The organism is Limimaricola cinnabarinus (assembly GCF_047631075.1).
Lineage (GTDB): Bacteria > Pseudomonadota > Alphaproteobacteria > Rhodobacterales > Rhodobacteraceae > Limimaricola > Limimaricola cinnabarinus.
In genome coordinates, this window is the sequence record NZ_JBLHYX010000009.1 from 99,706 (window position 1) to 125,867 (window position 26,162).

General features: G+C 67.5%; 23 protein-coding genes. 13 read left to right on the forward strand and 10 right to left on the reverse strand.

Annotation, left to right across the window (positions count from 1 at the left end):
* Window positions 1-10: 10 nt before the first annotated feature.
* The 10 genes from cpaB (at window position 11) to ACJASC_RS09455 (ending at window position 10,856) form a co-directional block, all read left to right on the forward strand.
* Window positions 11-886, forward strand: coding sequence for a Flp pilus assembly protein CpaB (gene cpaB, locus ACJASC_RS09410; protein WP_415145459.1), 876 nt, complete (start codon window positions 11-13; stop codon window positions 884-886).
* A 151-nt stretch (window positions 887-1,037) separates the two neighbouring features.
* Window positions 1,038-2,459: a type II and III secretion system protein family protein gene (locus ACJASC_RS09415; protein WP_045319659.1), complete on the forward strand. Its 1,422-nt coding sequence runs from the start codon at window positions 1,038-1,040 to the stop codon at window positions 2,457-2,459.
* A 14-nt stretch (window positions 2,460-2,473) separates the two neighbouring features.
* A complete protein-coding gene (locus ACJASC_RS09420) occupies window positions 2,474-3,127 on the forward strand; it encodes an OmpA family protein (protein ID WP_415145462.1) in 654 nt (217 codons plus the stop codon).
* A 186-nt stretch (window positions 3,128-3,313) separates the two neighbouring features.
* The gene (locus ACJASC_RS09425) at window positions 3,314-4,561 is read left to right on the forward strand and encodes an AAA family ATPase (protein ID WP_045319640.1); all 1,248 of its coding nucleotides are present in this window, start codon (window positions 3,314-3,316) and stop codon (window positions 4,559-4,561) included.
* Between the two features lie 20 nt (window positions 4,562-4,581).
* Window positions 4,582-6,069 (forward strand): CpaF family protein, encoded by a 1,488-nt coding sequence (locus ACJASC_RS09430; protein WP_415145464.1) that lies wholly within the window; start codon window positions 4,582-4,584, stop codon window positions 6,067-6,069.
* A gap of 4 nt (window positions 6,070-6,073) precedes the next feature.
* Entirely contained in the window at window positions 6,074-7,042 is a 969-nt protein-coding gene (locus ACJASC_RS09435; RefSeq protein ID WP_415145466.1) for a type II secretion system F family protein, read from the forward strand.
* 3 nt (window positions 7,043-7,045) lie between these two features.
* A complete protein-coding gene (locus ACJASC_RS09440) occupies window positions 7,046-8,026 on the forward strand; it encodes a type II secretion system F family protein (RefSeq protein ID WP_415145468.1) in 981 nt (326 codons plus the stop codon).
* A 10-nt stretch (window positions 8,027-8,036) separates the two neighbouring features.
* Window positions 8,037-8,594 carry a tetratricopeptide repeat protein gene (locus tag ACJASC_RS09445; protein ID WP_021692696.1) on the forward strand — a complete coding sequence of 186 codons (558 nt, stop codon included), beginning with the start codon at window positions 8,037-8,039 and terminating at the stop codon, window positions 8,592-8,594.
* A gap of 28 nt (window positions 8,595-8,622) precedes the next feature.
* Window positions 8,623-9,474: a tetratricopeptide repeat protein gene (locus ACJASC_RS09450; RefSeq protein ID WP_415145470.1), complete on the forward strand. Its 852-nt coding sequence runs from the start codon at window positions 8,623-8,625 to the stop codon at window positions 9,472-9,474.
* A 71-nt stretch (window positions 9,475-9,545) separates the two neighbouring features.
* Window positions 9,546-10,856 (forward strand): P-loop NTPase family protein, encoded by a 1,311-nt coding sequence (locus ACJASC_RS09455; RefSeq protein ID WP_415145472.1) that lies wholly within the window; start codon window positions 9,546-9,548, stop codon window positions 10,854-10,856.
* On the opposite strand, the gene ACJASC_RS09460 is transcribed toward ACJASC_RS09455, so the two are convergent.
* Window positions 10,853-12,352: an MDR family MFS transporter gene (locus ACJASC_RS09460; RefSeq protein ID WP_415145474.1), complete on the reverse strand. Its 1,500-nt coding sequence runs from the start codon at window positions 12,350-12,352 to the stop codon at window positions 10,853-10,855. The genes ACJASC_RS09455 and ACJASC_RS09460 overlap by 4 nt on opposite strands.
* 140 nt (window positions 12,353-12,492) lie before the next feature.
* On the opposite strand from ACJASC_RS09460, the gene ACJASC_RS09465 reads away from it, so the two are divergent.
* From ACJASC_RS09465 to pdeM, 3 genes are read left to right on the forward strand one after another with little or no spacing between them, the layout of a single operon-like run.
* Window positions 12,493-13,098 carry a MarR family winged helix-turn-helix transcriptional regulator gene (locus ACJASC_RS09465; protein ID WP_021692692.1) on the forward strand — a complete coding sequence of 202 codons (606 nt, stop codon included), beginning with the start codon at window positions 12,493-12,495 and terminating at the stop codon, window positions 13,096-13,098.
* A 31-nt stretch (window positions 13,099-13,129) separates the two neighbouring features.
* Window positions 13,130-15,562 carry a ligase-associated DNA damage response DEXH box helicase gene (locus ACJASC_RS09470; protein WP_415145477.1) on the forward strand — a complete coding sequence of 811 codons (2,433 nt, stop codon included), beginning with the start codon at window positions 13,130-13,132 and terminating at the stop codon, window positions 15,560-15,562.
* A gap of 49 nt (window positions 15,563-15,611) precedes the next feature.
* Window positions 15,612-16,301, forward strand: coding sequence for a ligase-associated DNA damage response endonuclease PdeM (gene pdeM / locus ACJASC_RS09475; protein WP_415145479.1), 690 nt, complete (start codon window positions 15,612-15,614; stop codon window positions 16,299-16,301).
* Between the two features lie 73 nt (window positions 16,302-16,374).
* Here the strand turns inward: pdeM and folD are convergent, their stop codons facing one another.
* The 9 genes from folD to tolB form a co-directional block, all read right to left on the reverse strand.
* Window positions 16,375-17,268 carry a bifunctional methylenetetrahydrofolate dehydrogenase/methenyltetrahydrofolate cyclohydrolase FolD gene (folD, locus tag ACJASC_RS09480; RefSeq protein ID WP_415145481.1) on the reverse strand — a complete coding sequence of 298 codons (894 nt, stop codon included), beginning with the start codon at window positions 17,266-17,268 and terminating at the stop codon, window positions 16,375-16,377.
* A complete protein-coding gene (locus ACJASC_RS09485; RefSeq protein ID WP_021695484.1) occupies window positions 17,265-17,570 on the reverse strand; it encodes a chorismate mutase in 306 nt (101 codons plus the stop codon). Before ACJASC_RS09485 ends, folD begins: the two co-directional genes overlap by 4 nt.
* A gap of 52 nt (window positions 17,571-17,622) precedes the next feature.
* Window positions 17,623-19,299: a formate--tetrahydrofolate ligase gene (locus ACJASC_RS09490; RefSeq protein ID WP_415145483.1), complete on the reverse strand. Its 1,677-nt coding sequence runs from the start codon at window positions 19,297-19,299 to the stop codon at window positions 17,623-17,625.
* Window positions 19,300-19,377: 78 nt separating this feature from the next.
* Complete coding sequence (locus ACJASC_RS09495; RefSeq protein WP_415145485.1) at window positions 19,378-19,977, reverse strand: MOSC domain-containing protein; 600 nt, start codon at window positions 19,975-19,977, stop codon at window positions 19,378-19,380.
* Between the two features lie 121 nt (window positions 19,978-20,098).
* The gene (gene ftsH / locus ACJASC_RS09500) at window positions 20,099-22,015 is read right to left on the reverse strand and encodes an ATP-dependent zinc metalloprotease FtsH (RefSeq protein ID WP_415145487.1); all 1,917 of its coding nucleotides are present in this window, start codon (window positions 22,013-22,015) and stop codon (window positions 20,099-20,101) included.
* 83 nt (window positions 22,016-22,098) lie between these two features.
* Window positions 22,099-23,337, reverse strand: a complete 1,239-nt coding sequence (gene tilS, locus ACJASC_RS09505; protein ID WP_415145489.1) for a tRNA lysidine(34) synthetase TilS — start codon at window positions 23,335-23,337, stop codon at window positions 22,099-22,101.
* Window positions 23,338-23,347: 10 nt separating this feature from the next.
* The gene (ybgF, locus tag ACJASC_RS09510) at window positions 23,348-24,181 is read right to left on the reverse strand and encodes a tol-pal system protein YbgF (RefSeq protein WP_021695479.1); all 834 of its coding nucleotides are present in this window, start codon (window positions 24,179-24,181) and stop codon (window positions 23,348-23,350) included.
* Entirely contained in the window at window positions 24,181-24,738 is a 558-nt protein-coding gene (gene pal, locus ACJASC_RS09515) for a peptidoglycan-associated lipoprotein Pal (protein WP_021695478.1), read from the reverse strand. The genes ybgF and pal overlap by 1 nt, the downstream gene beginning before the upstream one ends.
* Window positions 24,739-24,811: 73 nt before the next feature.
* Window positions 24,812-26,143: a Tol-Pal system beta propeller repeat protein TolB gene (tolB, locus tag ACJASC_RS09520; protein WP_021695477.1), complete on the reverse strand. Its 1,332-nt coding sequence runs from the start codon at window positions 26,141-26,143 to the stop codon at window positions 24,812-24,814.
* Window positions 26,144-26,162: the final 19 nt, after the last annotated feature.

Below are 26,162 nucleotides of genomic sequence, written 5' to 3' on the forward strand. Positions count from 1 at the left end.
GAGACACGAGATGAGAACGGTATTCGGACTGGTCCTGATGCTTGGCCTCGGGCTTGCGGGCTTTGCGGTCTACATGATCAAGGGCTATTTCGACGAGCAGCAGGCCGCCATCATGGCCGAGCGCGAGGCCGCCTCGCTGCGCCAGCCGACGGTCGAGGTCGTGGGCGTCTCGCGGGCCCTGCCCTATGGCACGGTCATCACCCGCGAAGACCTCAGGCCGATCCTCTATGCCGAGGAGTTCCTGCCCGAAGGCACCTTCCCCGACCTCGATGCGCTCTTTCCCGAGGGTGAAGACGTGCCGCGCATCGTGTTGCGTCCGATGGAGCCGAACGAGCCGGTGCTGGCCTCGAAGATTACCGCACCGGGTGGCGATGCGGGCATCAGCACGCGCTTGGGCAGCGGCATGCGCGCCTTCGCGATCAGCGTCAACGCGGCAAGCGGCGTATCAGGCTTTCTGCGGCCGGGCGATCGGGTCGATGTCTACTGGACCGGCTCCGTCGCGAAAGGCACCGATGCCCGCGACGTCACCAAGCTGATCGAGACCGGCCTCGAGCTGGTCGGCGTCGATCAGACCGCCGATCAGGGCCGCGCCGAGGCGATCATCGCCCGCACCGTGACGGTGCAGGCCTCGCCCGAGCAGGTTGCCAAGCTCGCCCAAGCCCAGTCCACCGGCACGCTGGCGCTGTCTCTCGTGGGCCTGTTCGACGACAAGGTCGCAGGCACCGTGGAAGTAGATCAGCGCAGCCTGCTCGGCATCGCGCCCGAGCCAGAACCCGAGGCGGCGCCGCAGATCGCAGCCGCCCCCCCGCCCCCGCCCGAGGTCTGCTCGGTACGCACGCGCAGGGGCGCCGAAGTGGTCGAAATCGCGATTCCCTGCGCCAATTGAGCGGGTGGCCAGAGCGCGCGGCCTGTGGCCGCGCGCCCACAGACCCGTTCCATGCCCCGCCGCGCGTTGCAATACGCCGCGCCGTCGGGCAGGCTTCGCCACGACGGGGCACGACAAGACCCCGATGCACGACCTGCAGCGAGGCGGCCCGATGAGCATCCGACATACCCTCCGGGCCGGCCTGACCGGCCTCGCCCTGGCGATGGCGATCCCGGCGGCGGGCCAGGCCGAAGCACTCAGGATACTGGGCGGCTCTCCAACCGGAGCGCTTCAGGTGCCGATGAACCGCGCCGTCGTGGTCGAGAGCGATATCCCCTTCACCGAGCTTTCGATCGCCAACCCCGGCATCGCCGACATCTCCTCGCTCACCGACCGGACCATCTATGTGCTGGGCAAGGCGCCGGGCCGCACCACCCTCACCGTCTTGGGCGAAAACGGTCGCCTGATCACCAATGTTGAGGTCCACGTCACCCCCGACATCGCCGAGTTCAAGGAGCGCCTGGAGCAGATCCTGCCCGGCGAGCCGATCGAAGTGCGCACCGCCAATGACGGCATCGTGCTGTCGGGCGTGGTCAGTTCCATCGGCAAGCTCGACCGCGCGCTGGAGCTGGCCCAGCGCTACGCCCCCGAACGCGTGTCCAACCTGATGAGCGTCGGCGGCACCCAGCAGGTGATGCTCAAGGTCCGCTTCTCGGAGATGCAGCGCTCGGTGAGCAAATCGCTCTCGGCCTCGCTCGGCGCACGCGGCACCGCTTTGGGCGAGAATCTCGGTCTGGCCATCGGTACGAACACACTGGCCAATTCGGGCGCGCTGGGCACCGCCTTGGGCGGCAGCCTGCCGAGCGTCAGCACCGGCAACGCGGCGACGCTGTTCGGGTTCAACGCGGGCGGCGTCGAGGTGGGCCTGCTGCTCGAAGCGCTCGAGAATCGCGGCGTCGTGCGGACCTTGGCCGAGCCCAACCTCACCGCCCTATCGGGTCAGGAGGCGAGCTTTCTCGCCGGCGGCGAATACCCGGTCCCGGTGAGCCAGGACAGCGGCAACATCGCGATCGAATACAAGCCCTTCGGCGTCGAGCTCAACTTCGTTCCCCGCGTGGTCGAGGGCGACCTGATCAACCTCGAACTTAACGCCTCGGTCAGCTCGATCGACCCTACCAACGGCTTCACAGCCAACGGCTTCACCGTCGACGCCTTCCGGCGGCGGCAGACCTCGACCACGGTCGAGATGCGCGATGGCGAAAGCTTTGCCATCGCGGGGCTCTTGTCGGATGATTTCCGCGATCTCAAGGGACAGGTGCCGTGGCTGGGCGACATTCCGGTGCTTGGCGCGCTGTTCCGCTCCGCCGAATACAGCCGCCAGCAGACCGAACTCGTGATCATCATCACACCGCATCTGGTCACGCCCACCCGTGGCGAGACGCTGGCCATGCCCACCGACCGGGTCCGCCCGCCGACCGAGCGCGATCTGTTTCTCTTCGGGCGGATCGCGGCCGATCGCGCGCCGCAATCGGGCGGCGCGGGCGAAATCGCGCGGCAGGACTTCTCGGGCTCCTATGGCTACGTGCTCGATTGATGGAGGGAACCGCGATGCGCCACGTCCTGACCGCGCTGGGCTGCGCCCTCTCGCTCGCCGCCTGCGCCGCGCCGCCGGGCTTCGATCAGGAGGCCGGCGGCAACACCGCCGGATTCGGCAGCGCCACGCTGACCAATACCGTGGCGCAGGGACAGGCCTCCGAGGGGATCAGGGTGGATCTCGCGCGGCAGTTCGCCGCGGAGGTCGACACGGTGATCAACTTCGCCTTCAACTCCGACCAGCTCGACACCGCCGCGCGCGCTACACTGCAGCGGCAGGCGAACTGGATCCGCCGCTATCCCGAACTGCGGTTCCGGGTTTACGGCCATACCGACCTCGTGGGGAGCGACGCCTACAACGAGGCGCTCGGACTGCGCCGGGCCCGTGCCGCCGTCGCCTATCTCGTGGCGCAGGGCCTCGACGCGCGTCGTCTCGAGGCGGTGGCCTCCTTCGGAGAAACGCGCCCCCTCATCGCCACCTCTCAGTCGGAGCGCGCCAACCGCCGCACCGTCACCGAGGTCTCGGGCTTTGTTCAGGGCCATCCCAACCTGCTCAACGGCAAATACGCGGCCGTGATCTTCGAGGGTTATGTCGAGAGCGCGGCGGTCCCGACCACGCTCAGCAACACGGGCGGTGAGGCCGAAGCAGGGACCGCGGCGGCGCCGTAAAACTTGGCGACAAACCCCGGATTGCCCGGGGATCGTTGCCCCACTTCCAACAATTTCAGCTTTTTAGCCCCAATGCAGCCATGATTTCCCTGCATGAAAGGTCTGGTGGAGGATAAAGGCCGGGTTCGGCGACGCTCCGGACCAGCATATAAAGGCGGAGCCACCGCCTGACAGAGGATCGAAGGAATGAGCAGCACGGCACCCTTGCAACCGGACCCGCAGCCGATCACGGCCTGCACCATCAGCCGTGACGTGCAGCTGTTCGATCTGCTGATCGAGGACATGGAAGCCGCGATGGGCGAGAACTGGGGCGATCTGGGCTTCGACGACGCCCTCGCCTTTCTCGAACAGCCCGAGGCCACGGAGCTCGAATTCATCGCCGTGGCGCTGAGCAAGGACGACGAGGGCCAGCTCGCGCTCATCGCCGACATCATTTCCCATGCCAAACGGCGCGGCATCAAGGTGGTGCTCATCGCCGACGAGGTGAGCCCTGCGGTGCTGCACCAACTCTTGCGCGAGGGCGGCGACGAGTTCGTGCCGTATCCGCTGCCCGAGGGCGAGCTGGCGCAGGCGATCGACCGGCTGCGCCGGGGCGTGGGACCGATCCTGCCCGACGCCCCAAAGCCCGAGCCGCGCGCCACCGGCGACCGCAATGGCGTCGTGATTCCGGTGCAGGGGCTGGCCGGCGGCAGCGGCGCCACGACGCTGGCGGTGAACCTCGCCTGGGAGCTGGCCAACGCCGACCGGAAATCCCCGCCACGGGTCTGCCTGATCGATCTCGACCTGCAGTTCGGCACCGTCGCCACCTATCTCGACCTGCCCCGCCGCGAGGCGGTGCTCGAATTGCTGGGCGACCTCGCATCTGCCGACAGCGACAGCCTGCTCTCGGCGATGCTGCTCCATCAGGAGCGGCTGCATGTGCTGACCTCGCCATCCGAACTGGTGCCGCTCGATTTGATCGGCCCGGACGAGGTGGCGCATCTGATCGAACTGGCGCGGGTCAATTTCGACTACGTCGTGATCGACATGCCGCCGACGCTCGTCGACTGGTCCGAGACCCTGCTTCGGGTCGCGCATGTCTACTTCGCGACGCTCGAACTCGACATGCGGTCGGCGCAGAACACGATGCGGCTCAAGCGAGCGCTGCAATCCGAGGACCTGCCTTTCGAGAAGCTGCGCTTCGTGCTGAACAGGGCGCCAGGCTTTACCGACCTCTCGGGCAAGAGCCGGGCTCGCAGGCTGGCCGATTCACTCGGGATCTCGATCGAGATCCAGCTTCCCGATGGCGGCCGGGCGGTGACGCAAAGCGCCGATCACGGCACGCCGCTTGCCGATGGGGCCGCGAAGAATTCGCTGCGCCGCGAGATCGCGAAACTCGCGCGCTCGGTCCACAAGGTCAACGTCGCCGACGCCAGCGCCGAAACGGCAGGCTGAGCCCAGCACAGGAGGACGTCATGTTCTCGAAGTTCAGGAAAACCGACACCGAAGGTCAGCCCGCCCCGACCAAGCCCCTCGCCGCCGCCCCGGCGGCGGCCCGCGCGCCGCAACCCTCTGCTCCACAACCCGCCCTGTCCGGCACCGCCGCATCCGCCGCACGCCGGGCCGCCCCCGCGACAGACTTGCCGCGCCGTGCCGCCGAGGCCAGCCCCGCCGACAAGGAACGCCGCCGCAAGGAGCGTTTCGCCGAGATCAAGCTTGAGGTGCACAAGGCACTTCTCGACACGCTCAACCTCGCCGCCCTTGAAAAGGCCAGCGAACAGGACCTGCGGGCCGAGATCAACGCCATCGCCACCGAAACGCTCGAGACCATGGGCGTGTCCCTCAACCGCGAGGAACGCCAGAGCCTGGGACAGGATCTGTTCTTCGAGGTCACGGGCCTTGGCCCGCTCGAGACACTCCTGAAAGACGATTCGGTCAACGACATCCTCGTCAATGGCCCGCACCAGATCTTCGTGGAGCGCAACGGTAGGCTGCAGCTCACCGACATCACTTTCAAGGACGAGCGCCACCTGCTCAGGATCATCGACAAGATCGTCTCCGCCGTGGGCCGCCGGGTCGACGAATCGAACCCTTATGTCGACGCCCGCCTCGCCGACGGTTCGCGCTTCAACGCCATGGTCGGACCGATCGCGGTCGACGGCTCGCTCGTGTCGATCCGCAAGTTCAAGAAGGAAAAGCTTGGCATCGACGACCTCGTGCGGTTCGGCGCGATGACCGAGGAGATGGCGGCCTATCTGCAGGCCGCCGTCGCCACCCGGCTCAACATCATCGTCTCGGGCGGCACCGGCTCGGGCAAGACCACGACGCTCAACGCGCTGTCTTCCTTCATCGACGACAACGAACGCATCCTGACCATCGAGGACACCGCCGAGCTTCAGTTGCAGCAGACCCATGTCGGCCGGATGGAAAGCCGCCCCGCCAACGTCGAGGGCCGCGGCGCGGTAAGCCAGCGCGATTGTCTCAAGAACGCGCTTCGGATGCGGCCCGACCGGATCATCGTCGGCGAGACGCGCGGCGAGGAAGTGATCGACATGCTGCAGGCGATGAACACCGGCCATGACGGCTCGATGACCACGATCCACGCCAACTCCGCGCGTGACGGCATCAGCCGGCTCGAGAACATGATTGCCATGGCAGGCATCGAGATGCCGATCAAGGCGATCCGCTCCCAGATCGCCAGCGCCGTCCACCTGATCGTGCAGGCCAGCCGCCTGCAGGACGGCTCGCGCCGGATGACCTCGATAACCGAGATCACCGGCATGGAGGGCGACGTGATCTCGATGCAGGAGGTGTTCCGCTACCGCCGCGTCGGGCTGACCCCGGACAACAAGATCATCGGCCATTTCACCGCGACCGGTGTGCGCAGCCATTACTCCGAGCGTTTCCGGCTCTGGGGCTACGACCTGCCGCCTTCGCTTTTCGAACCCATGGCGGCGGAGTGAGATCATGAGCCTCAGCGCGGAACCGATCATCTATGGCCTCGTCTTCATCGCCGTCCTCGTGCTGGTCGAGGGGGTGTATCTCACTGTCTTCGGCCGCTCCATCAGCCTCAACAACCGGGTCAACCGGCGGCTGACGCTTCTGGAAAAGGGCGGTCGGCGCGAAGAGGTGCTCGAACAGCTGCGCAAGGAGATGTCGCAGCACATGCGCTCGCGCCGCGTGCCGCTCTATTCGATCCTCGCCCACAAGGCGCAAAAAGCCAACATCGCCTTCACCCCTCGCCAGCTCGTGCTGCTGATGGTCGGCCTTGGCGCAGTGGCTTATGCCGGGCTCACCTTCGGCACGGGTGCTGCGCTCGAGATCCGCGTCGCCGTCGCGGCGGCGATGGGGGTGGGAAGCGTCTATGTCTGGGTCGGTCACAAGGCCAAGAAGCGCATCGGCCTCATCGAGGCACAGCTGCCCGACGCGATCGAGCTGATGGTCCGATCGCTTCGGGTCGGGCATCCGTTCTCCTCGGCGGTCGCCGTCGTCGCCAAGGAGGTGCCCGATCCGCTCGGCTCCGAAATGGGGTTGATCGCCGACGAATCCGCCTATGGCCGCGACATGAGCGACAGCCTCAAGGCCATGGCCGAACGGCTCGACCTTCAGGATCTGCGCTTCCTCGCCGTTGCCGTGACGATCCAGCAGCAGGCGGGCGGCAACCTCGCCGAGATTCTCGATGGCCTGTCCAAAGTGGTCCGAGCCCGCTTTCGGCTGTTCCGGCGGGTCAAGGCGATCACCGCCGAGGCCAAGTGGTCGGGCATGTTCCTGTCGGGTTTCCCGCTGGCGGCGCTGGCGGCGATCAACCTGATGGAGCCCAACTACTATGACAAGGTGAGCCAGACGCCGGTGTTCGTGCCCGCCTGCCTCGTCGTCGCGGCGTTCTTGATCGTGAACGTCATCGTCATGCGCGCCCTCGTCAACATCAAGGTCTGATACATGAACCTGCTCCAGCAGATCGAGGCCCTGCTCGTGGCCCGGCTCGGCCCCGCGGGCCCCCTCCTCGCGGTCGGCTTTCTCGGCCTCGCGATGATCCTGCTCACGCTGCCGGTGCTCCTCCGCCGCAAGAGCGATCCCCTCGACCGGCTCAAGGCCCAGAACGCGCGCGGCGGCGACGCCCCGAAGATCGTCGACCGCCTCCGGACGCCCTCGGCCGCCGACAAGCTCGAACGCTACGCCACCTTCCTCGAGCCGCAGAACGCCGAGGAATACTCGGCCGCGCGGCTGCGGCTGATGCAGGCGGGCTACCGCACCCGCAACGCGGTGCGGATCTACCATTTCAGCCAGTTCGCTCTGGGCATCGGCGCGCTGATCGGCGGCCTCGTCTTTGCGCTGAGCCAAGGCAGCTCCGATCCGCAGGACATGATCATCGCCACGATCGGGCCGGCGGCGATCGGCTACATGGCCCCCAAATACTGGGTCACGCGCCGCCGCGAGGCCCGCCGCCAGAACATCACCGATGGCTTTCCCGACAGCCTCGACATGATGCTGGTCTGCGTCGAGGCCGGCCAGTCGCTCGACCAATCCATCATCCGGGTGAGCCATGAGTTGCGCTCGGGCTATCCCGACCTCGCCTTCGAATACAGCCAGGTCGCGCATGAGATGAAGGCCGGCAAGGACAAGACGCTGGTGCTGCGCGACCTCTCCGAGCGCTGCGGCGTGACCGACATATCGAGCTTCGTCACCGTGTTGGTGCAAAGCCAGCAATTCGGCACCTCGATCGCCGAGGCGCTGCGGGTGTTCTCGGCGGAGATGCGTGACAAACGCGTGATGCGGGCCGAGGAAAAGGCGAATACGCTGCCCACCAAGATGACGTTGGCCACGATGATGTTGACGGTGCCGCCGCTGCTGATCATCCTGATCGGGCCGTCGCTCTACGACATCTACATGACCCTGGGCGGCGGGGCTGCCGGGAACTGACACCCCTTTCATGAGACCTTTTGCCCTTATCGCCGCATTCGCCCTGCTGGCAGCCTGCGCGGCCACGGGCGACCTGTCCAGATCCTCGGGCGGCGTCTATGCCCCCGGCCCCTCCGGCGCGTCGGATGTCGACGGTCTTATCGTCGGGCACCGGCTCATGGCCTCGAACGAGGCCGAGCTGGCGCTCTCGGCCTATGGGCGCGCGGCGGCGGAGCGCGGTCTCGACGTCGACACGCTCTCGGCGATGGGGTCGGCCAATCTGCGTCTCGGGCGGCTCGGTCAGGCCGAACGGCTGCTGCGCCGGGCCGTGGCGCTGGACCAAGATTTCGCCCCGGCCTGGAACAACCTCGGCGTGGTGTTGATGGAAACGGGGCGCACCGCCGAGGCCGCGGAGAGCTTTCGCCGCGCCTTCGGCCTCGTCGATGGCGGTGACGAGATGGTGCGCGACAACCTGCGCCGGGCCCTCGCCAAGCGGGACGACGCTCTCTATGCTGGTCCGCAGGAAACCGAAGAGTTTCAACTGGTGCGGCGCGGATCGAGCGAATACGCGATACTGACCGCGCTGTGAGGATACGAGCAGCAAAGGACGCCGCCCCATGCGACTTCCCGTCCGCCATTTCGCCGCTCTCGCGGCGTTGTTTCTGGTCGGCTGCGGCACGCCGGACGGCGAAGTGGACCGCGCGGTGAGCGATCTGCGCGAGGCGCGCGACGCCGATCTCAACGAGATCATGCTCACCGTGGCCGACCCCGTCGAAAGCGTCGCCTATTTCAAGCGTCTCGCCACCGAAACCCCTGATGCGATCGAGATCCAGCGTGGTCTGGCCACCTCGCTGGTGCGGGCCAAGCGCGGCCCCGAGGGTGTCGCGGCCTGGCGCCGGGTAACCGCGCATCCACAGTCGGGACCCGCCGACGGTGTCGAGCTCGCCGACGCGTTGATCCGCACCAATGATTGGGACGGCGCCGAAAAGGTCCTCGACGGCGTCCCGCCGACCTTCGAGACCTTCCAGAGATACCGGCTCGAGGCGATGGTCGCCGACAGCAACCAGGAATGGGCCCGCGCCGACAGCTTCTACGAGACCGCCGTGGGGCTCACCACCACGCCCGCCGGGGCGCTCAACAACTGGGGCTATTCCAAGCTCACCCGCGGCGACTATCGCGGGGCCGAGCGGCTCTTCACCGACGCGCTGCGGCAGGAGCCGGGGCTTTTCACCGCCAAGAACAACCTAGTTCTGGCGCGCGGCGCGCAGCGCAACTACCAGCTCCCCGTGATCCCGCTGAGCCAGACCGAACGCGCGCAACTGCTCTACACACTCGCTCTCACGGCGATCAAACAAAGCGACGTGACGATCGGCCGGGGTCTTCTGCGCGAAGCGGTCGACACGCATCCGCAGCATTTCGAGGAAGCGGCGCGGGCGCTGCGCGCGCTGGAGGGCGGCGCGACCAACTAGCGCCCCGCCTGCTCCCTGCTCATGCCATATTACTCATCCAGACAGGCCCGACCGTTCGGGGAGGGGCCACCATGAACATGCAGATCGGTACAGCCGCGCCACAGTTGCCGCGCAGCCTCGACGAGGTCGGGCTGCAGGTGGTGATGATGCGCGATATCGCCCTCAAGACAATTTTTCGAACCAATGCTCGGATGGTCAGCGAAATCGCGAAATCGCTCCGCCTGCCGGTCAACGTGACACAGGATCTTGTCGACCTGATGCGAGGCCAGAAGCTCATTGAGGCGATGGGCACTCTGACCGGCTCCGGGGCGAGCTCGGAAATGCCCTATCAGCTGACCGATGGCGGACGGGCCCGGGCGCTCGACGCGCTGGCCCAGTCGGAATATTTCGGCCCGATGCCGGTGCCACTGGCGGAGTACCGAGCGCAGGTGTCGCGCCAGTCGGTGCGTAACATCACGCTCACCCGTGATCGGCTCCAATCGGCGATGGGTCATCTGGTGCTGCCGCCCGCCCTGATCGATCAACTTGGGCCAGCAATCGGTGCCGGACGCTCGATCCTGATGTACGGCCCCCCCGGCAACGGCAAATCCTCGATCTCGAACGGCATCCGCGAAGCCTTCGGCGATCTGGTCTACGTGCCCTGCGCGATCGAATACGGCGGCCAGGTCATCACTCTCTACGACCCCGTGATCCACGCAAGCGTCGACGACACCCCCGAGGATCCGAATGCGCTGCGCCTCTCGAGCACTAGGTTCGACACGAGATATGTCCGCTGCGAGCGGCCAACGGTTGTCACGGGGGGCGAGCTGTCGCTCGACATGCTGGACCTCGTCTACAACCCGGTCTCGCGCACCTATCAGGCGCCATTGCAGCTCAAGGCCACGGGCGGGATCTTCATCATCGACGACCTCGGGCGTCAGGCCGAACCGCCACAGAAGATCGTGAACCGCTGGATCGTGCCGCTCGAGGAAAACCGCGACATCCTCTCGCTGCAATCGGGCGAGAAGTTTGAGGTTCCCTTTGATACGCTGGTGATCTTCTCGACCAACTTCCACCCGCGCGAGATCTTCGACCAAGCGGCGCTGCGGCGGATCTTCTTCAAGATCCGCATCGACGGTCCGAGCCAGGAGGACTTCCTGAAGATCTTTGCGCTGGTGGCGCGCAAGAAGCGGATGCCGCTCGATCAGGCGGCCCTGATCCACCTTCTCAAGGTCAAGTATCCGACCATCGGCAACGTCTTTGCCAATTACCAGCCGGTGTTCCTCATCGACCAGATCATCTCGATCTGCGAGTTCGAGGGCCTGCCCTACCGGATGACGCCCGAATTGATCGACCGGGCGTGGGACAACATGTTCGTGCGCGATGGCGACGTGATCCACTAGGCTTCGGCCAAAGGCTCCTCGCGCAGCATGAGCGTGATCGCGAAGGCCAGCGCCGCGATGCCCGCCGCCAGCAGGAAGATCGGGTCGAGCGCCGCCGCAAATCCCGCGAGCACACTTTCGCGCGCCTGCGGCTCGAGCGCCATGACCGTTTCGCGGCTGATCGCGCCAAGGCCCGCCCCCTCGATCCGCCCGGCGAGGTTCTGCGCCAGCCCCGCGCCGAACACCGCGCCGAAGATCGAGGTGCCGAGCGAGCCGCCGATGAGCCGAAACATGTTGGCGCTCGCGGTGCCCACGCCCAGCATCGCACGCGGCACCGCGTTCTGGATCGCGGCGACGCCCACGCTCATCATCGGGCCGATACCAAGGCCGGTGGCCGTCATGAGGACCGCGACCTGCCACAGCGGCGTCTGCGCCCCGAGCCGCGACAGGCCAAGCATCGCGACGCTCAAAAGCGCCGTAGAGAGGACCGGCAACAGCTTGTAGCGCCCGGTGCGTCCCATCACCCGCCCCGAGGCGACCGACGCCCCGATCAGCCCCGCCATCATCGGCAGCAGGAACATCCCCGACATCACCGGCGACACGCCTTTGACCACCTGAAGGTAAAGCGGCAGGAAGGTGATGGTGCCGAACATCGCCATGCCGACCAGCAGCCCCGCTGCATTGACCACCGCCACCGCGTTGAGCCGGAACAGCGACAGCGGCAGGATCGGCTCCTGAGCCTTCGTTTCGGCCACCAAGAACCCCGCGAGAGCCGCGATCGTCGCCGCGATCAGCGCCAGCATCGCCGGATCGCCCCAGCGCAGGGCCGTACCGCCCAGGCTCGAGGTCAGGACGAGACCCGAAAGCGCCGCGGTCAGCAGTGCAGCTCCGGCCACGTCGATGCGCGGGCGGACGGAGGGAGCCCGGCCTTCGAGCGCCGATTGCAGCACGATCCATGCCAGCGCCACCACCGGCAGGTTGGCAAAGAAGATCCAGTGCCAGCCGAGGCTTTGGACCAGAAAGCCGCCGACCAGCGGGCCGATCACGGTCGACAGGCCGAACACCCCGCCCAGTGCGCCCTGCACTCGGCTGCGCTCGCGCGGGGGCAGCAGGTCGGCCACCACCGCCATCGCCACGACGATCAGCCCGCCGCCGCCGAGCCCCTGCACCGCCCGCCCCGCGATCAGCACCTCCATCGAGGGCGCCACGCCGCAGATCAGCGCGCCAAGCGTGAAGACGCCGAGCCCACCCTGCAGCACCGCCTTGCGGCCGAACAGGTCGCCAAGCTTGCCGAAGATCGGCGCGCCCACGGTCGAGGCCAGCAGATAGGCCGTCACCACCCATGTCATCCGGTTGAGCCCGCCCAGATCGGCAGTGATCACCGGCAGTGCGGTCGACACGATGGTCTGCCCGGTTGAGGCCACGAACAAAGTCACCGCCACCGCCCAGAGGGCGAGGCGAACCCGCCTGTCCCGCCCCGGAGCCATGGTAGGAATGGTATCGGGTGTGGCGGTCATGCAAAACTCCGGGTTATCAGGGCACGAACGAGGCAGGCCCGCCAGAGGGGCGGGTGGGTCTTGCGACGAGACTGCGGTGACGCCAGATATGTGTCGCTGGCACATGCATGTCAACGTCATGCAAATTGGAAAGGCGGAGAATGGCCGAACGTGACGAGGAGCTGATCGGGGAAATGGCGCGTGCCGGGATCGACCCGGAGGTCACGCGCGCGGCGTTGGCCTTCGACGCGGTGCTGCAACGCTGGCGCAGGCGGGTCCGCACGCGCGAGCTTGGCCACCGGGCGCTGGCCGAGCTTGGCCTGCCGCTCGATCTGGCGCAGCTCGACGTGATGATCGCCATCCACGCCCCGGCCAACGAGTTTGGCGACGACCCTGAGGGGGAAACCATGGTCTCGACCGTGGCGCAGCGGCTCAACATTGACCCCTCGCGCGCCAGCCGCATCGTGTCGGACCTGATCGCCCGCGGCTTTGCCGAGCGCGCGGCGAGCCAAGCGGATGCGCGACGCACCATCGTGGCACTGACCGCTTCGGGGCAGGCGATCGTCGAGGCGGTGCGGCGCTACAAGTTTCTGCTTCTGGGCGGGTTCCTCTCGGGCTGGACCGCCGAGGAAACCGAAACCCTGCTGCCGCTGCTCGAGCGTTTCTCGCATTGGTCCGAGACCGGGGCCACGGCGACCGAGGCGGGCCTCGATGCGCGCATCGCAAGCCTGCGCGACGAACTGGCGCAGCGCCTCGCGGCGCTTTGAAAGCCGGGCCGCCGCGCCTAGATGGCAGGGGATGACCACCCTGCCCCCCTCCTTCGAGACCTGGTTCGCCAAACGCGGCTGGAGCATCCATCCGCACCAGCGCGAAATGCTGACCCGCGCCGATGCGCCGGCCTTGATGCTCATCGCGCCCACCGGGGGCGGAAAGACGCTCGCCGGGTTTCTGCCCACCCTCGCGGAGCTGGCCGACGGCGCGCATCAGGGGCTCCACACGCTCTACATCTCGCCACTCAAGGCGCTGGCCACCGACATCCGCCGCAACCTCACCATCCCGATCGAGGAGATGGACCTGCCGATCCGGGTCGAGGACCGTACCGGCGACACAAGGCAGACGGCCAAGAAGCGCCAGCGCGCCGACCCTCCACATATCCTGCTGACCACGCCCGAGAGCCTTGCGCTGCTCATCTCCTATGAGGACGCGCCGCGCATCTTCGCGGGGCTGCAACGGGTCATCGTGGACGAGATCCACGCGCTGGCCGAGGGCAAGCGCGGCGACCAGCTGATGCTGACGCTCGGGCGGCTCGCAACCCTGTCGCCCGGGCTACGCCGCGTCGGCCTTTCGGCCACGGTGGACGACCCCGCCGCGCTGGCGGCGCAGCTCGCCCGCGCGCCGGAACCGTGCGAGATCATCGAGGCCGATCCCGGCCCCGATCCCGACATCTCGATGTTGCACACCGAGGCCCCGCCGCCATGGGCGGGAGCGGGGGGCGGCTATGCCGTGCGCGAGGTTCTGGCGCAGGTGAAACGGCACAAGACCACGCTGATCTTCCACAACACCCGCGCGCAGGCAGAGATCTTCTTTCACAAGCTCTGGCTCGCCAACGAGGACGACCTGCCGATCGGCATCCATCATGGCAGCCTGAGCCGACAGGTCCGCGCCAATGTCGAGGCGGCGATGGTCGCGGGCGAGCTCAAGGCCATCGTCTGCACCGGCAGCCTCGATCTCGGGATCGACTGGGGCGACGTGGACCTCGTGATCCAGATCGGCGCGCCCAAGAACGTGAAACGCCTCGTGCAGCGGATCGGGCGGGCCAACCACCGCTACAATGCGCCCTCGAAGGCGCTTCTGGTGCCCGCCAATCGGTTCGAGGTGGTGGAATGCATGGCAGCGCTTGAGGCTGTGAAGGCGCGCGAGCTCGACGGCAACCCCAAAGGCCCCGGCCCGCTCGACGTGCTGTGCCAGCACATCATGATCACCGCCTGTGCCGCGCCCTTCGACGAAGACGCGCTCTTCGCCGAGGTGAAGACCGTCGGCGCCTATGCGGGCATCAGCCGGGCGCAGTTCGACGACTGCCTCGATTTCGTGGCGACGGGCGGCTATGCGCTGCGCGCCTATGACAAGTGGAAGCGCCTGCTCAAACGCCCCGACGGGCTGTGGCAGCTGCGCGACCCGCGCTCCGCCCTGCGCATCCGCATGAACATCGGCACGATTCAGGATGCCGACATGCTGAAGGTCCGTATGCGCGGACGTGGCGGACGCCCCTTGGGCGAGGTCGAGGAAGGCTTCGCGTCCTCGCTGACGCCGGGCGACACATTTCTCATCGGCGGTCAGGTCGTACGCTACGAGACGCTGCGCGAGATGACGGTCGAGGTCACCCGCCGCGCCGACCGAGAGCCGCGCATCGCCACATATGCGGGGGCCAAGATGCCGACCTCGGCGCAGCTTGCCCACCGCATCCTCGACACGCTGCAGCGCCCCGACTGGCCCGAGCTGCCACGCCATACGCGCGACTGGCTGCACCTGCAGCGCGAGGTGTCGCAGATGCCGCAGCGCGGCCGCATCCTCGTCGAGACGTTTCCGCATGACGGACGGCACCATGCCTGCTTCCACACTTTCGCGGGGCGGCACGCGCAGCAGACCCTGGGCCTTCTGCTCACCCGGAGGATGGAGACGCTTGGTCTGCATCCGCTGGGCTTCGTCGGCACCGATTATGCCACGCTGGTCTGGGGCCTCGACGAGCTAACCGATCCCGCCCCGCTGTTCGAAGCGGACGGGCTGCGCGAGGGGTTGGAGGGCTGGCTCACTTCCAACGCGGTGATGAAGCGGACCTTTCGGGGCGTGGCGAGCATCGCCGGACTGATCGAGAAGAACCTGCCGCAGCTGCACAAGACCGGTAAGCAGGCGACCTTCTCGTCCGACATCCTCTACGACACGCTGGCGAAATACGACCCCGAGCACCTGATCCTGCGCGTCACCCGCGAAGAGGCGATGCGCGGCCTCGTGGATTTCGCCCGCGTCGAGGAGATGCTTGAGCGCACCAAGGGCCGGGTCGATCTGGTGCGCGCCAAGCGCCCCACCCCGCTCGCCGCTGCGATGCTGCTGGAGCGCGACCGGGTGCCGGTGGCGGGCGCGGGGCGCGAGCGTCTGGCCGAGGAGGAGGCCGCGCGCCTGTTGAAGGAATCGGGCCTCGCGGCTTTCGGGGCGGCCACCATCGCGGGGGTGTGAGGCGCGGGGCGCTTGCACGCGGCGCCCCGCGCGGGCATGGGACCGTTCCATGAACGGAATCGAGATCCCTTTCCAAGGCGAAAGCCTGTGCGCGCTGGGCTCCGGCGCGCTTTATTGGGCCGCACGCGACCTTCTGATCGTCTCGGACCTGCACTTGGGCAAATCCGAGCGGATCGCGCGGCGGCGCGGCACCATGCTGCCCCCCTACGAGACCCGCGCCACGCTGGAGCGGCTGGCGGCGGACCTGAACGCCACCGGCGCGGGCGGCGTGCTATGTCTGGGTGACAGCTTCGATGATCTGGATGCCGCGCAGAGCCTCGACGCGCAGGATCGCGCGCAGCTCGTTTCTCTGATCAAAGGCCGCGCATGGCATTGGGTCGAGGGCAACCATGATCCCGGCCCGGCGGGGCTACCGGGCGCGCATCATGCCGAGATGGTCATGGGACCGCTGACCTTTCGCCACGTCGCCGAGCCAGGCGCACAGGGCGAATTGTCGGGCCACTACCACCCCAAGCTCGGCCTGCCCGGCTGCGGCGAAGCGCGGGCCTGCCTGCTCTTCGACGCGGCGCGGATGATCCTGCCCGCCTACGGCGCCTATACAGGCGGCATGCCTGCCACGGCGCCCGAACTGCGCGCGCTGATCGGCGCTCCGGCCTTCGCGGTGCTGACGGGGACGAAGCCGCTGCTCGTCCCCTATCCCGCGCGCACGGGCGCGGGGCGGGGTCGCCGACGGTTCTAGATCATCAGCGCCTCAGGCTCGTCGAACAGTAAGCCCTTCGAGCGGGTTCAGACGATGAGCCCTTCGGAGACGTTCAGACAGTAAGCCCTTCGGGCTCGGGCAGGCCGTTGGCCCGGCAGGCAGCGGTGAGCGTGTTGGCGAGCAGACAGGCGATGGTCATCGGCCCGACGCCGCCGGGTACCGGGGTGATCGCGCCCGCGACCTCCCGGACCTCGTCGAAATCGACATCGCCCACCAGCCGGGTCTTGCCATCCTCGACCTCCACCCGGTTGATGCCAACGTCGATCACCGTGGCGCCGGGCTTGATCCAGTCGCCCTTGATCATGCCGGGCCGGCCCACGGCGGCGACGACGATGTCGGCACGGCGCACGACATCGGCGATGTCCTTCGTGCGGCTGTGCGCGATGCTCACCGTGCAGTTTTCGCCCAGGAGCAGATGCGCCATCGGCTTGCCCACGATGTTGGAGCGACCGATCACCACCGCCTCCTTGCCCGACATGTCGCCCAAGTGATCGCGCAACATCATCAGGGAGCCCAGCGGCGTGCAGGGCACCATCGCCTTCTGGCCGGTGCCGAGCAGGCCGACATTCGAGATGTGAAAGCCGTCCACGTCCTTGGCCGGATCGATCGCGTTGATCACCGCGTCCGAGTTCATGTGACACGGCAAAGGAAGCTGCACGAGGATGCCATGCACCGACCTGTCGGCGTTCAACTGCTCGACCAGAGCCAGAAGATCCGCTTCCGAGGTCTCCTCCGGCAGGCGATGCGAAAAGCTTTCCATGCCGACTTCGCCCGTCATCCGGCCCTTGGACTTCACATAGACTTCCGAGGCCGCGTCCGTGCCCACCAGCACCACGGCGAGGCCGGGGGTGATGCCATGCGCCGCCTTGAGCGCCGTGACCTGTTCGGCCACACGGCCCCGGATGTCGGCGGCAAAGGCCTTGCCGTCGATGATCGTGGCGGTCATGTCGCGTCCCCCTTGCCCAGAACCTCTTCCTCGCGCGCGATGAAATGCTCCATCATCTCGCGCCACAGCCGCTCGGCGAGATCGGTATCGAGCCCTTCGGCATGGGCGCGCGCGATCACCTTTTCCAACACGTCGCGCACGCGGGTGTCGATCCGGGCGGGGAGCCCCTCGCCCGGCTTCAGCTCGATCGCCCGCTCGATCATCGAGGCGCGGCGTGCCAGAAGCCGCACCAGATCCGCATCGATCGCGTCGATCTCGCGTCGAAGCGTTGCCATGTCGCCGATTTCGGCCGCTGCACTCATCGGAACCCCTTTCGCAAAGCTGCTGGCGCGCCTTTTCCCACAGCTTGACGAGCTAGAACAGCCCCTCGACGTGACCGTCCTTCGACAGGCGGATACGCTCGGCGGCGGGGCGGCTCGGCAGGCCGGGCATGGTCATGATCTCTCCGCAGACCGCGACGACAAAGCCTGCCCCTGCCGAAAGCCGCACCTCGCGCACCGGCACGTCATGGCCCGTGGGCGCGCCGCGCCGGGTCGGATCGGTGGTGAAGCTGTATTGCGTCTTGGCCATGCAGACTGGCAAATGGCCATAGCCCTGCGCCTCCCACGCGTGGAGCTGGTCACGGATCTTGGCATCGGCGATGGCCTGATCGGCATGGTAGATGCGCCGCGCGATGGTGTCGATCTTGTCGAACAGCCCCATCTCGTCCTCATAGAGCGGCGAGAAGGCCGAGGCGCCGCTTTCGGCCAGCGCCACGACCCGCTCGGCCAGTGCCTCGGCCCCGCGCCCGCCCTCGGCCCAATGGCGACACAGCACCGCTTCCGAACCGTGATGGCGGACATACTCCATGACGGCGGCGATCTCGGTCTCGCTGTCGCCGTCGAAATGGTTGATCGCCACGACCACCGGCACGCCGAACCCCTTGAGGTTCGACAAATGCCGCCCGAGATTGGCGCAACCGCGCGCCACGGCCTCGGGGTCGTGGTGGTCCAGATCCTCCTTGGCGGTGCCGCCATTCATCTTGAGCGCGCGGATCGTCGCCACCAGCACGGCGGCGTCGGGATGCAGCCCGGCCTTGCGGCACTTGATGTCAAAGAACTTCTCGGCCCCGAGATCGGCGCCGAAGCCCGCCTCGGTCACCACGAAATCCGCGAGCTTGAGCGCCGTGGTGGTGGCAATGACCGAGTTGCAGCCATGCGCGATGTTGGCGAAGGGGCCGCCATGCACGAAGGCGGGGTTGTTCTCGAGCGTCTGCACGAGGTTGGGCTGCATCGCGTCGCGCAGCAGCACCGTCATCGCGCCGTCGGCCTTGAGATCGCGCGCGAAGACCGGCGTGCGATCCCGGCGATAGGCCACGATCATGTCGCCGAGGCGCCTTTCAAGGTCGTGCAGATCGGTGGCGAGGCACAGGATCGCCATCACTTCGGAGGCGACGGTGATGTCGAAGCCCGCCTCGCGCGGAAAGCCGTTCGAGACCCCGCCAAGGCTCGCCGTGATCTGCCGCAGCGCCCGGTCGTTCATGTCCATCACCCGCCGCCACGTGATACGGCGGATGTCGATGTCGAGCTCGTTGCCCCAGTAGATGTGGTTGTCGATCATCGCCGAGAGCAGGTTGTGCGCGCTCGTGATCGCGTGGAAATCGCCGGTGAAATGGAGGTTCATCTCCTCCATCGGCACGATCTGCGCATATCCGCCGCCAGCCGCCCCGCCCTTCATACCGAAATTCGGGCCCAATGATGCCTCGCGGATGCAGATCGCCGCCTTGCGCCCGATCCGGTTGATGGCATCACCCAAGCCCACGGTGGTCGTGGTCTTGCCCTCGCCCGCAGGCGTCGGGTTGATCGCCGTCACGAGGATCAGCTTGCCGTCGGGCCGCCCCTTGAGACTGTCGATGAAAGGCTGCGATATCTTGGCCTTGTCGTGGCCATAGGGGAGCAGGTCGCCCTCCTCGATGCCGAGCCGCGCGCCGATCTCGCGGATCGGCAGCTTGTCCGCCGCGCGGGCGATCTCGATGTCGGTTTTCTGCGCCATGTCTGAGCTCCCTCTTCCCTGTCCCAGCGTCGCGGCCCGGGCGGCGCTGTCCCGCACCCCGGCGACCCTTCGACGCGCTTAAACGTCGCTCTTGGCATCGGGACGCCACGCTCTCTGGTCCGGCAGATGCAGCCGCAGCGCGTCGCCCCGGCGCAGCGTGCCGGGCCGCTCGACCCATGCGGTGACGCCCCGCAGGCCATGGGCGGCGGCCTTGAACCCCTTGCCCTGCCCGGGATGGGCCGCCTCGATGGTCATCGCGGGAAACTGGCAGGGGCGGTTCTGCATGTCGATCACCAGCGTGCAGCCATCCGGCCCCTGCAGCCGCGCCGAGGGTGGCAGGTGGCTGAAGTCCGGCAGCCCCTCAACCACGACCGAGGCCCCGAGCCACGCAGGATCGATCCTCTCCAACCCGAGCTTGGCGGCGATCGTCGCCAGTTCCTCGGCCCCAACAATGCTGAGCTGGCGGCTGTTGCGGATCTCAGTGCCCCGGACGTGCTGCGAGGTGACGCGCGAGCATGAGGGCCGCGTCAGCCCCGCATGGACCTCCCCGGCGAGCCCGTCGAAGCCCAAGGGCATCTCCTCCAGCGCCTCGGTCTCGATCGGCTTGGCCTCTCGGTGCGGCACGCGACCGAGCCAAGTTATGCGGCCGTGAAATTCGGTAGGGGCAAGGGCGGGCATGGGCAACTCCGGACGGGAATGCGTCACTCTTGCCAGCCGGACGGGCCGCGCTCAAGCGGCCGCGAAAAAGCCCCGGCGCCTTTCGGTGCCGGGGCTTGCCGCCTGTTGCGTGAAACGCGGATCAGGCGCTGGGTTCGGGGACGCCGCCATCCGTGGGCTTGGGCTTGCGGGTCTTGGGGATCGCCGTGACCGACGCGCCGCCACCCTGTTCGGGCTTCTGGCTGTCGTCGTCATCGCCACGGTTGAGCGGCTCGCCGGCGATCACGCGGGTGATCTCGTTGCCGGTCAGCGTCTCGTACTCCAGAAGACCCTGCGCCAGACGCTCCAGATCCTCGCGTCGCTCGGTCAGAATGCGCTTGGCGGTGTCATAGCCTTCGTCGATGATCCGGCGGACCTCCTCGTCGATGACCTTCTGGGTCTCGGCCGAATGACTTGCCCCGCCCGAGTAGGAGCCGAGATAGCTCTGCTGCTCGTTGGCATAGTCGATATGGCCGATCTTGTCGGAGAAGCCGAACTGCGTGACCATCGCACGGGCGATCTTGGTCACCTGCTGGATGTCCGAGGTCGCTCCCGAGGTGACGTTCTCACGCCCGAAGATCAACTCTTCGGCCACCTTGCCACCCATCGCCATGGCGATCTTGGAGGTGTATTTGGTGTAGGTCACCGATAGCTGATCACGCTCGGGCAAGCTCAGCACGAGACCCAGCGCGCGACCGCGCGGGATGATCGTCGCCTTGTGGATCGGGTCGTGCTGCGGAACGTTGAGACCGACGACGGCATGGCCCGCCTCATGGTAGGCGGTCAGCTTCTTCTCGTCCTCGGACATCACCATGGAGCGGCGCTCGGCCCCCATCATGACCTTGTCCTTGGCACTTTCGAAATCGATCATCGTGACGAAGCGGCGGCCGACACGCGCGGCCATCAGCGCCGCCTCGTTGACGAGGTTGGCGAGATCGGCGCCCGAGAAACCGGGGGTGCCGCGCGCGATGATGCGCAGGTCCACGTCGGGGCCGAGCGGCACCTTGCGGGCATGCACGCCGAGGATCTTCTCACGGCCCTTGATATCGGGATTCGGCACCTGAACCTGACGGTCGAAGCGACCGGGGCGCAGCAGCGCGGGATCGAGCACGTCGGGACGGTTGGTCGCCGCGACGATGATGATGCCCTCATTGGCCTCGAAGCCGTCCATCTCGACCAGAAGCTGGTTCAGCGTCTGCTCTCGCTCGTCGTTGCCGCCGCCATAGCCGACGCCACGCGACCGGCCCACGGCGTCGATTTCGTCGATAAAGACGATGCAGGGCGCGTTCTTCTTGGCCTGCTCGAACATGTCGCGAACGCGGCTGGCGCCAACGCCCACGAACATCTCGACGAAGTCGGAGCCAGAGATGGTGAAGAAGGGCACGCCCGCCTCGCCCGCGATGGCGCGTGCCAGAAGCGTCTTACCGGTACCCGGAGGGCCCACCAGCAGCGCGCCTTTCGGGATCTTGCCGCCGAGACGCGAGAATTTCTGCGGGTTGCGCAGGAACTCGACGATCTCCTCAAGCTCGTCCTTGGCCTCGTCGATGCCCGCCACGTCGTCGAAGGTGACGCGGCCATGCTTCTCGGTGAGCAGCTTGGCGCGGCTCTTGCCAAAGCCCATGGCCCCGCCTTTGCCGCCGCCCTGCATGCGGTTCATGAAGTAGATCCACACGCCGATCAGAAGCAGGAAGGGCAGCAGCGACAGCAGGAAGGTGGTGAAGCCCGACTGTTCCTGGCTGCGCGCGCTCACCGGGATGTCCTGATCGATCAGCAGTTGCGTGACCTCGGCGTCCTCGGGCTTGATGGTGACGTAGTCGCGCCCGTCGGTGCCGCGGTAACGCACCTCCTCGCCGTCGAGCGTGACTTGCGAGACGTTGCCCGTCTCGACCGCTTCAACGAAGTCGGAATAGTTGCGGGTATTCGACTGGAGCGTGGACTGCCCGCCGCTGAACAGGTTGAACAGCGCCAGGATCAGCAAGAAAAGCACGACCCAGAAGGCGATGTTGCGCGCGTTGCCCAAGAGATTTCCTCCGAAAATTGGTTTGGCCGCGCAAAACGGAAGTCGCGGGCCACGAATTCAAAATAGAGATTGCCGCGCCATCTTCAATGCGGAAGCGTCGGATAAGGGAACTCCGCGACAATCCGCGCGCGATACGCCGCGTCGGGTACCACGCAAGGCGCCGCGATGAGCATCCCATCCCGCCAGATTGCCGGGCTCGACAGCAGCGCAGCCCTCGGCAGGCCCAGATCGCGCCAGCCCGGGCACTGCGCGAGACCAGGCTCATCAAGCGCCCCGATCGTAACACCTTCATCGGCCCCGCAGATCCGCCACCGCCTGTCCCAAATGGCACCCGCCGGTACCGGGGCTTCGACGCGCCCTGGCTCACGGCACAGCCAGAGCCGCCCGCCCTTTTCGGCCAGCAACACGCCCGACAGGCTGCGCCACCGTCCCTCACCTGCGCGACCCAGCGCGTCGCGCAGGCTTTCCAGACGGGGCCGGTAGTCGCACGCCCCGATCCAGCGCAGCGCCGCCGAGACGAGCCGCAGCCGGGTTTCTTCGGGTGCGTCGCGCAGTATCACGGCGTCGATCTCGACCGCGCCCGCCCGAAGCCGCACCGCCTGCAACGACAGCGTGGCAGCGAGATGTTCGAGCGCCGCGCGCGCCATCGCCATGCGATCCGCCGTATCGGCCAGCCCTCCTGCCGCGATGCCGACAGGAACGAGTGCATCGAGCGCCGCGCGGGCACGGACCCGTTGGAACCGCGGATCGGCGTTGGAGGGATCCTCGACCCAGCCCACGCCCTGCGCCATGAGCCAGCCGCGCAGATCGTCGCGCCGCAGCCCAAGGAGCGGCCTGAGCCATGTGAGCCCGTCTGCCTGCCGCCGCGACGCCATGCCCGCGAGCCCATCGACGCCCGAGCCCCGCGCCAGCCGCATCAGCACCGTCTCGGCCTGATCATCGCGGGTGTGCCCCAGGGCCACCGCGCCGAGACCGTGGCGCTGCGCCCAATCTGCGAGCAGCCTGCGCCGCGCCCGCCGCGCCGCGTCCTGCAGATTTCCGCGTCTGTCCCAGCCGGTCCAGTCGAGGATCTCGTGCGGCACGCCGAGACCCGCGCAAGCGGCCGCCACGGCCGCGGCCTCGGCGCGGGCCTCGGGGCGCAAACGATGATCCACCGTGGCGGCACGAAGCGTGATGCCCCGCGCCTGTGCCTCGGGCGCCAGCATGTGCAACAGCGCCATCGAATCGCTCCCCCCCGACACGGCAAGACCGAGCCCCTCGCAAGGCCCGGTCTCGAAACATGCCGCGGCGGCGCGGACGAGAGCGTCCGGCGTCAGGCTCATCGGCCCGCCATCACTGGCAGGACAGGCTCCGCATCGCGGTCTGCGCCTCGGCGGCGGCCGCATCGCCGGGGAACCGCGTGCCAACCTCGCCCAGCGTCACGCAGGCGTCGGGCACCTGCCCCAGCGCAGCGAGGGACTGGCCCAGCTTGAACAGCGCCTGCGCCGCGACCTTGCCGTCGGGATCGCCCGAGAAGCTGTCGAGATAGGCGCGCGCGGCCCCCGAGCTGTCGCCCAGACCCGACAGGGCCTCGCCGCGCTTGAACAGGGCCTCGGCGCTCAGCGCGCCGCCGGGATAGGTCTGGACATAGGCCGCAAACTGGTCAGCGGCGCCGCGAAAGTCACCTTGGGCGAGCGCCTCCGACGCCCGCTCGAAATCCGCCTGCTCGCCGATGGCAAGCGCGGGACCGGACCCGGTCGGAGCCGGGGCCGCAGGGGTGGGAACATTGGCGGCGCTGTCGACGCCACCGAGGCTGGGCGTGTCGCCCAGCTGGCCGATGTCGCACCCGTCCTCCAGCTCGCAGATCCGGAATTCGAGATCGCCGACCCGGTTGGTGCCATCGGTGGTGAGCCGGTTGATCCGGAACTCCAGCTCCTCGGTCTTGGAGGTCAGGCCCTGCAACTGCGCCTCGATGGCGTTGAGCCGCTCCAGCGCCGAATTGCCGCCCACCGCCGAGGGTGCGGCCCCGGTGGTGTTCAGCTCGGATTTGAGCGACTGGATGTCGCCATAGAGCACCGACAGTTCCTGACGAATGTCGGCGAGGGTCTTGTCTTGCTCCTGCGCCACGCCGGCGGCCGGGGCCGCAAGGGCACACAGAAGCGCGAGCGGGCGCAGAAGCGGGCGCATCAGCTCAGCGCTCCGGCTGCGATCACGGTGACGGCACGACGGTTCTGGGCATAGCAGCTCGGGTCCGAGCAGGTCGCGACGGGGCGTTCCTTGCCATAGGAGATGGTGCGCAGACGCGACGAGGGCACCCCACGCGAGATCAGGTATTCGCGCGCCGCGTTGGCACGCCGCGCACCCAAGGCCACGTTGTATTCGCGGGTGCCCTGCTCGTCGGCGTGGCCTTCGATCACTGCGAGGTAATCGCTGTTGGTCATCAGCCATTGCGCCTGGCCGTCGAGCGTCGCCATCGCCTCGGAGGTCAGGGTCGACTGGTCGACCGAGAACAGCACCCGGTCGCCGATGCTCTGGGCGAAGTATTCGGGGCTGTTGGGGTTGCCCGCGCCGCCGAGGCCGCCCTGGCCGATCCCGGCCGACTGGTCGAAGCCCGCGCCCGCACCGGCGCCCGCGCCGAGACCGTCGGCGCCCGCACCGGCACCCGCGCCGAAGCGGTCAGGCCGCGTGCAGGCCGAGAGCGCCAGAGCGCCGATGAGAATGGAAGCGGTGAGATACTTGTTCATGTGTCAGGTCCTGCCCCTCGAGGAGTGTTTGTCGGCATGCCTAGCACGGGGTCGCCCCCGTGCAAACGGCGCGTCATTGCTGCAGCGGTCCCCAGGAGGGATCCGAAGAGAAGCCGCCCGTCGGCACGGGCTTGAGATTGCGGCCCGAGATATCGACCGAATGGACCTGCGGTCCGCCGGAGGCGCCTTGGGTCTCGCGCGTGAACATCAGCACCCGGCCGTTGGGGGCCCAGGTCGGGCTCTCGTCGAGGAAGGATGAGGTGAGCAGCCGCTCCTCGGATCCGTCGGTGCGCATCACGCCGATGTGGAACCGGCCCGCGTTCTGCTTGGTGAAGGCGATGAGATCGCCGCGCGGCGACCAGACCGGGGAGCCATAGCGCCCTTCGCCGAAGGAGATACGCTGCGGCTCACCGCCGGAGGCGGACATGACATAAATCTGCTGGGTGCCCGAGCGGTCGCTCTCAAACACGATCCGGCTGCCGTCGGGCGACAGCGACGGCGAGGTTTCGATCGAAGGCGCCGAGGTCAGGCGGCTATGCGCGCCCGAGTTCAGATCGGTGCGGTAGATGTCGGTGTTGCCACCGGTGGAGACCGAGTAGATCACCGCGCCGCCATCCTTGGAAAAGCGCGGGGAGAAGGCCATCTCGCCCTCGACCGTGCTGATCTGCCGGCGGCCGACGCTGGCCACGTCGAGAAGGTTGATCCGGGGAAAGCCGCTCTCGTAGCTGGTATAGAGCACCCGGTCGCCATTGGGCGAAAAGCGCGGGGCCAGCACGAGGCTGTTGCTGTCGGTCAGGAACTGCCGGTTCTCGCCGTCGTAATCCATGATGCCCAGACGCCGCGCACGGTTGTCCTTGGCGCCGCTCTCGGAGACGAAGACGACGCGGCTGTCGAAATAGCCGCTTTCGCCGGTGATGCGGGAATAGACCGCATCGGCCACCTTGTGACCCATGCGGCGCCAACCGCCCCGCGTGCCCGCGAATTGCAACCCTTCGCCCAGCTCGGCGCCGGTGAACACGTCATAAAGGCGGAACTTCACAGTGAGTTGGTCGCCATTGACCGCGACGGCGCCGGTGATCAGCGCCTGCGCGTTGATCGCGCGCCAGTCGGGATAGGCCACCGGGCTGGCAAAGCTCCCGGGCGTCGAGATGAAGGAAGAGGACGGGATCTCGCGGAACAGGCCGGTGCCGCTGAGATCCTGCGCGACGACGCGGGTGATGTCGGCCGCAAGCTGCTCGGCTCCTGCAGTCTCGGCCTGAAAGCCCGGCACCGCAAAGGGCAGCGGTTCGATCACGCCTTCGGAGATGGTGATCCGCAAAGGGCCGCCCTGCGCGAGCGCGGGCGCCGGAAGAGCGGCAGCCGCGACGAGCGGCGCCAGCAGAAGCGCGATGGTTCTGGTCAGCATCATTGTCCTCGTTCCGTCA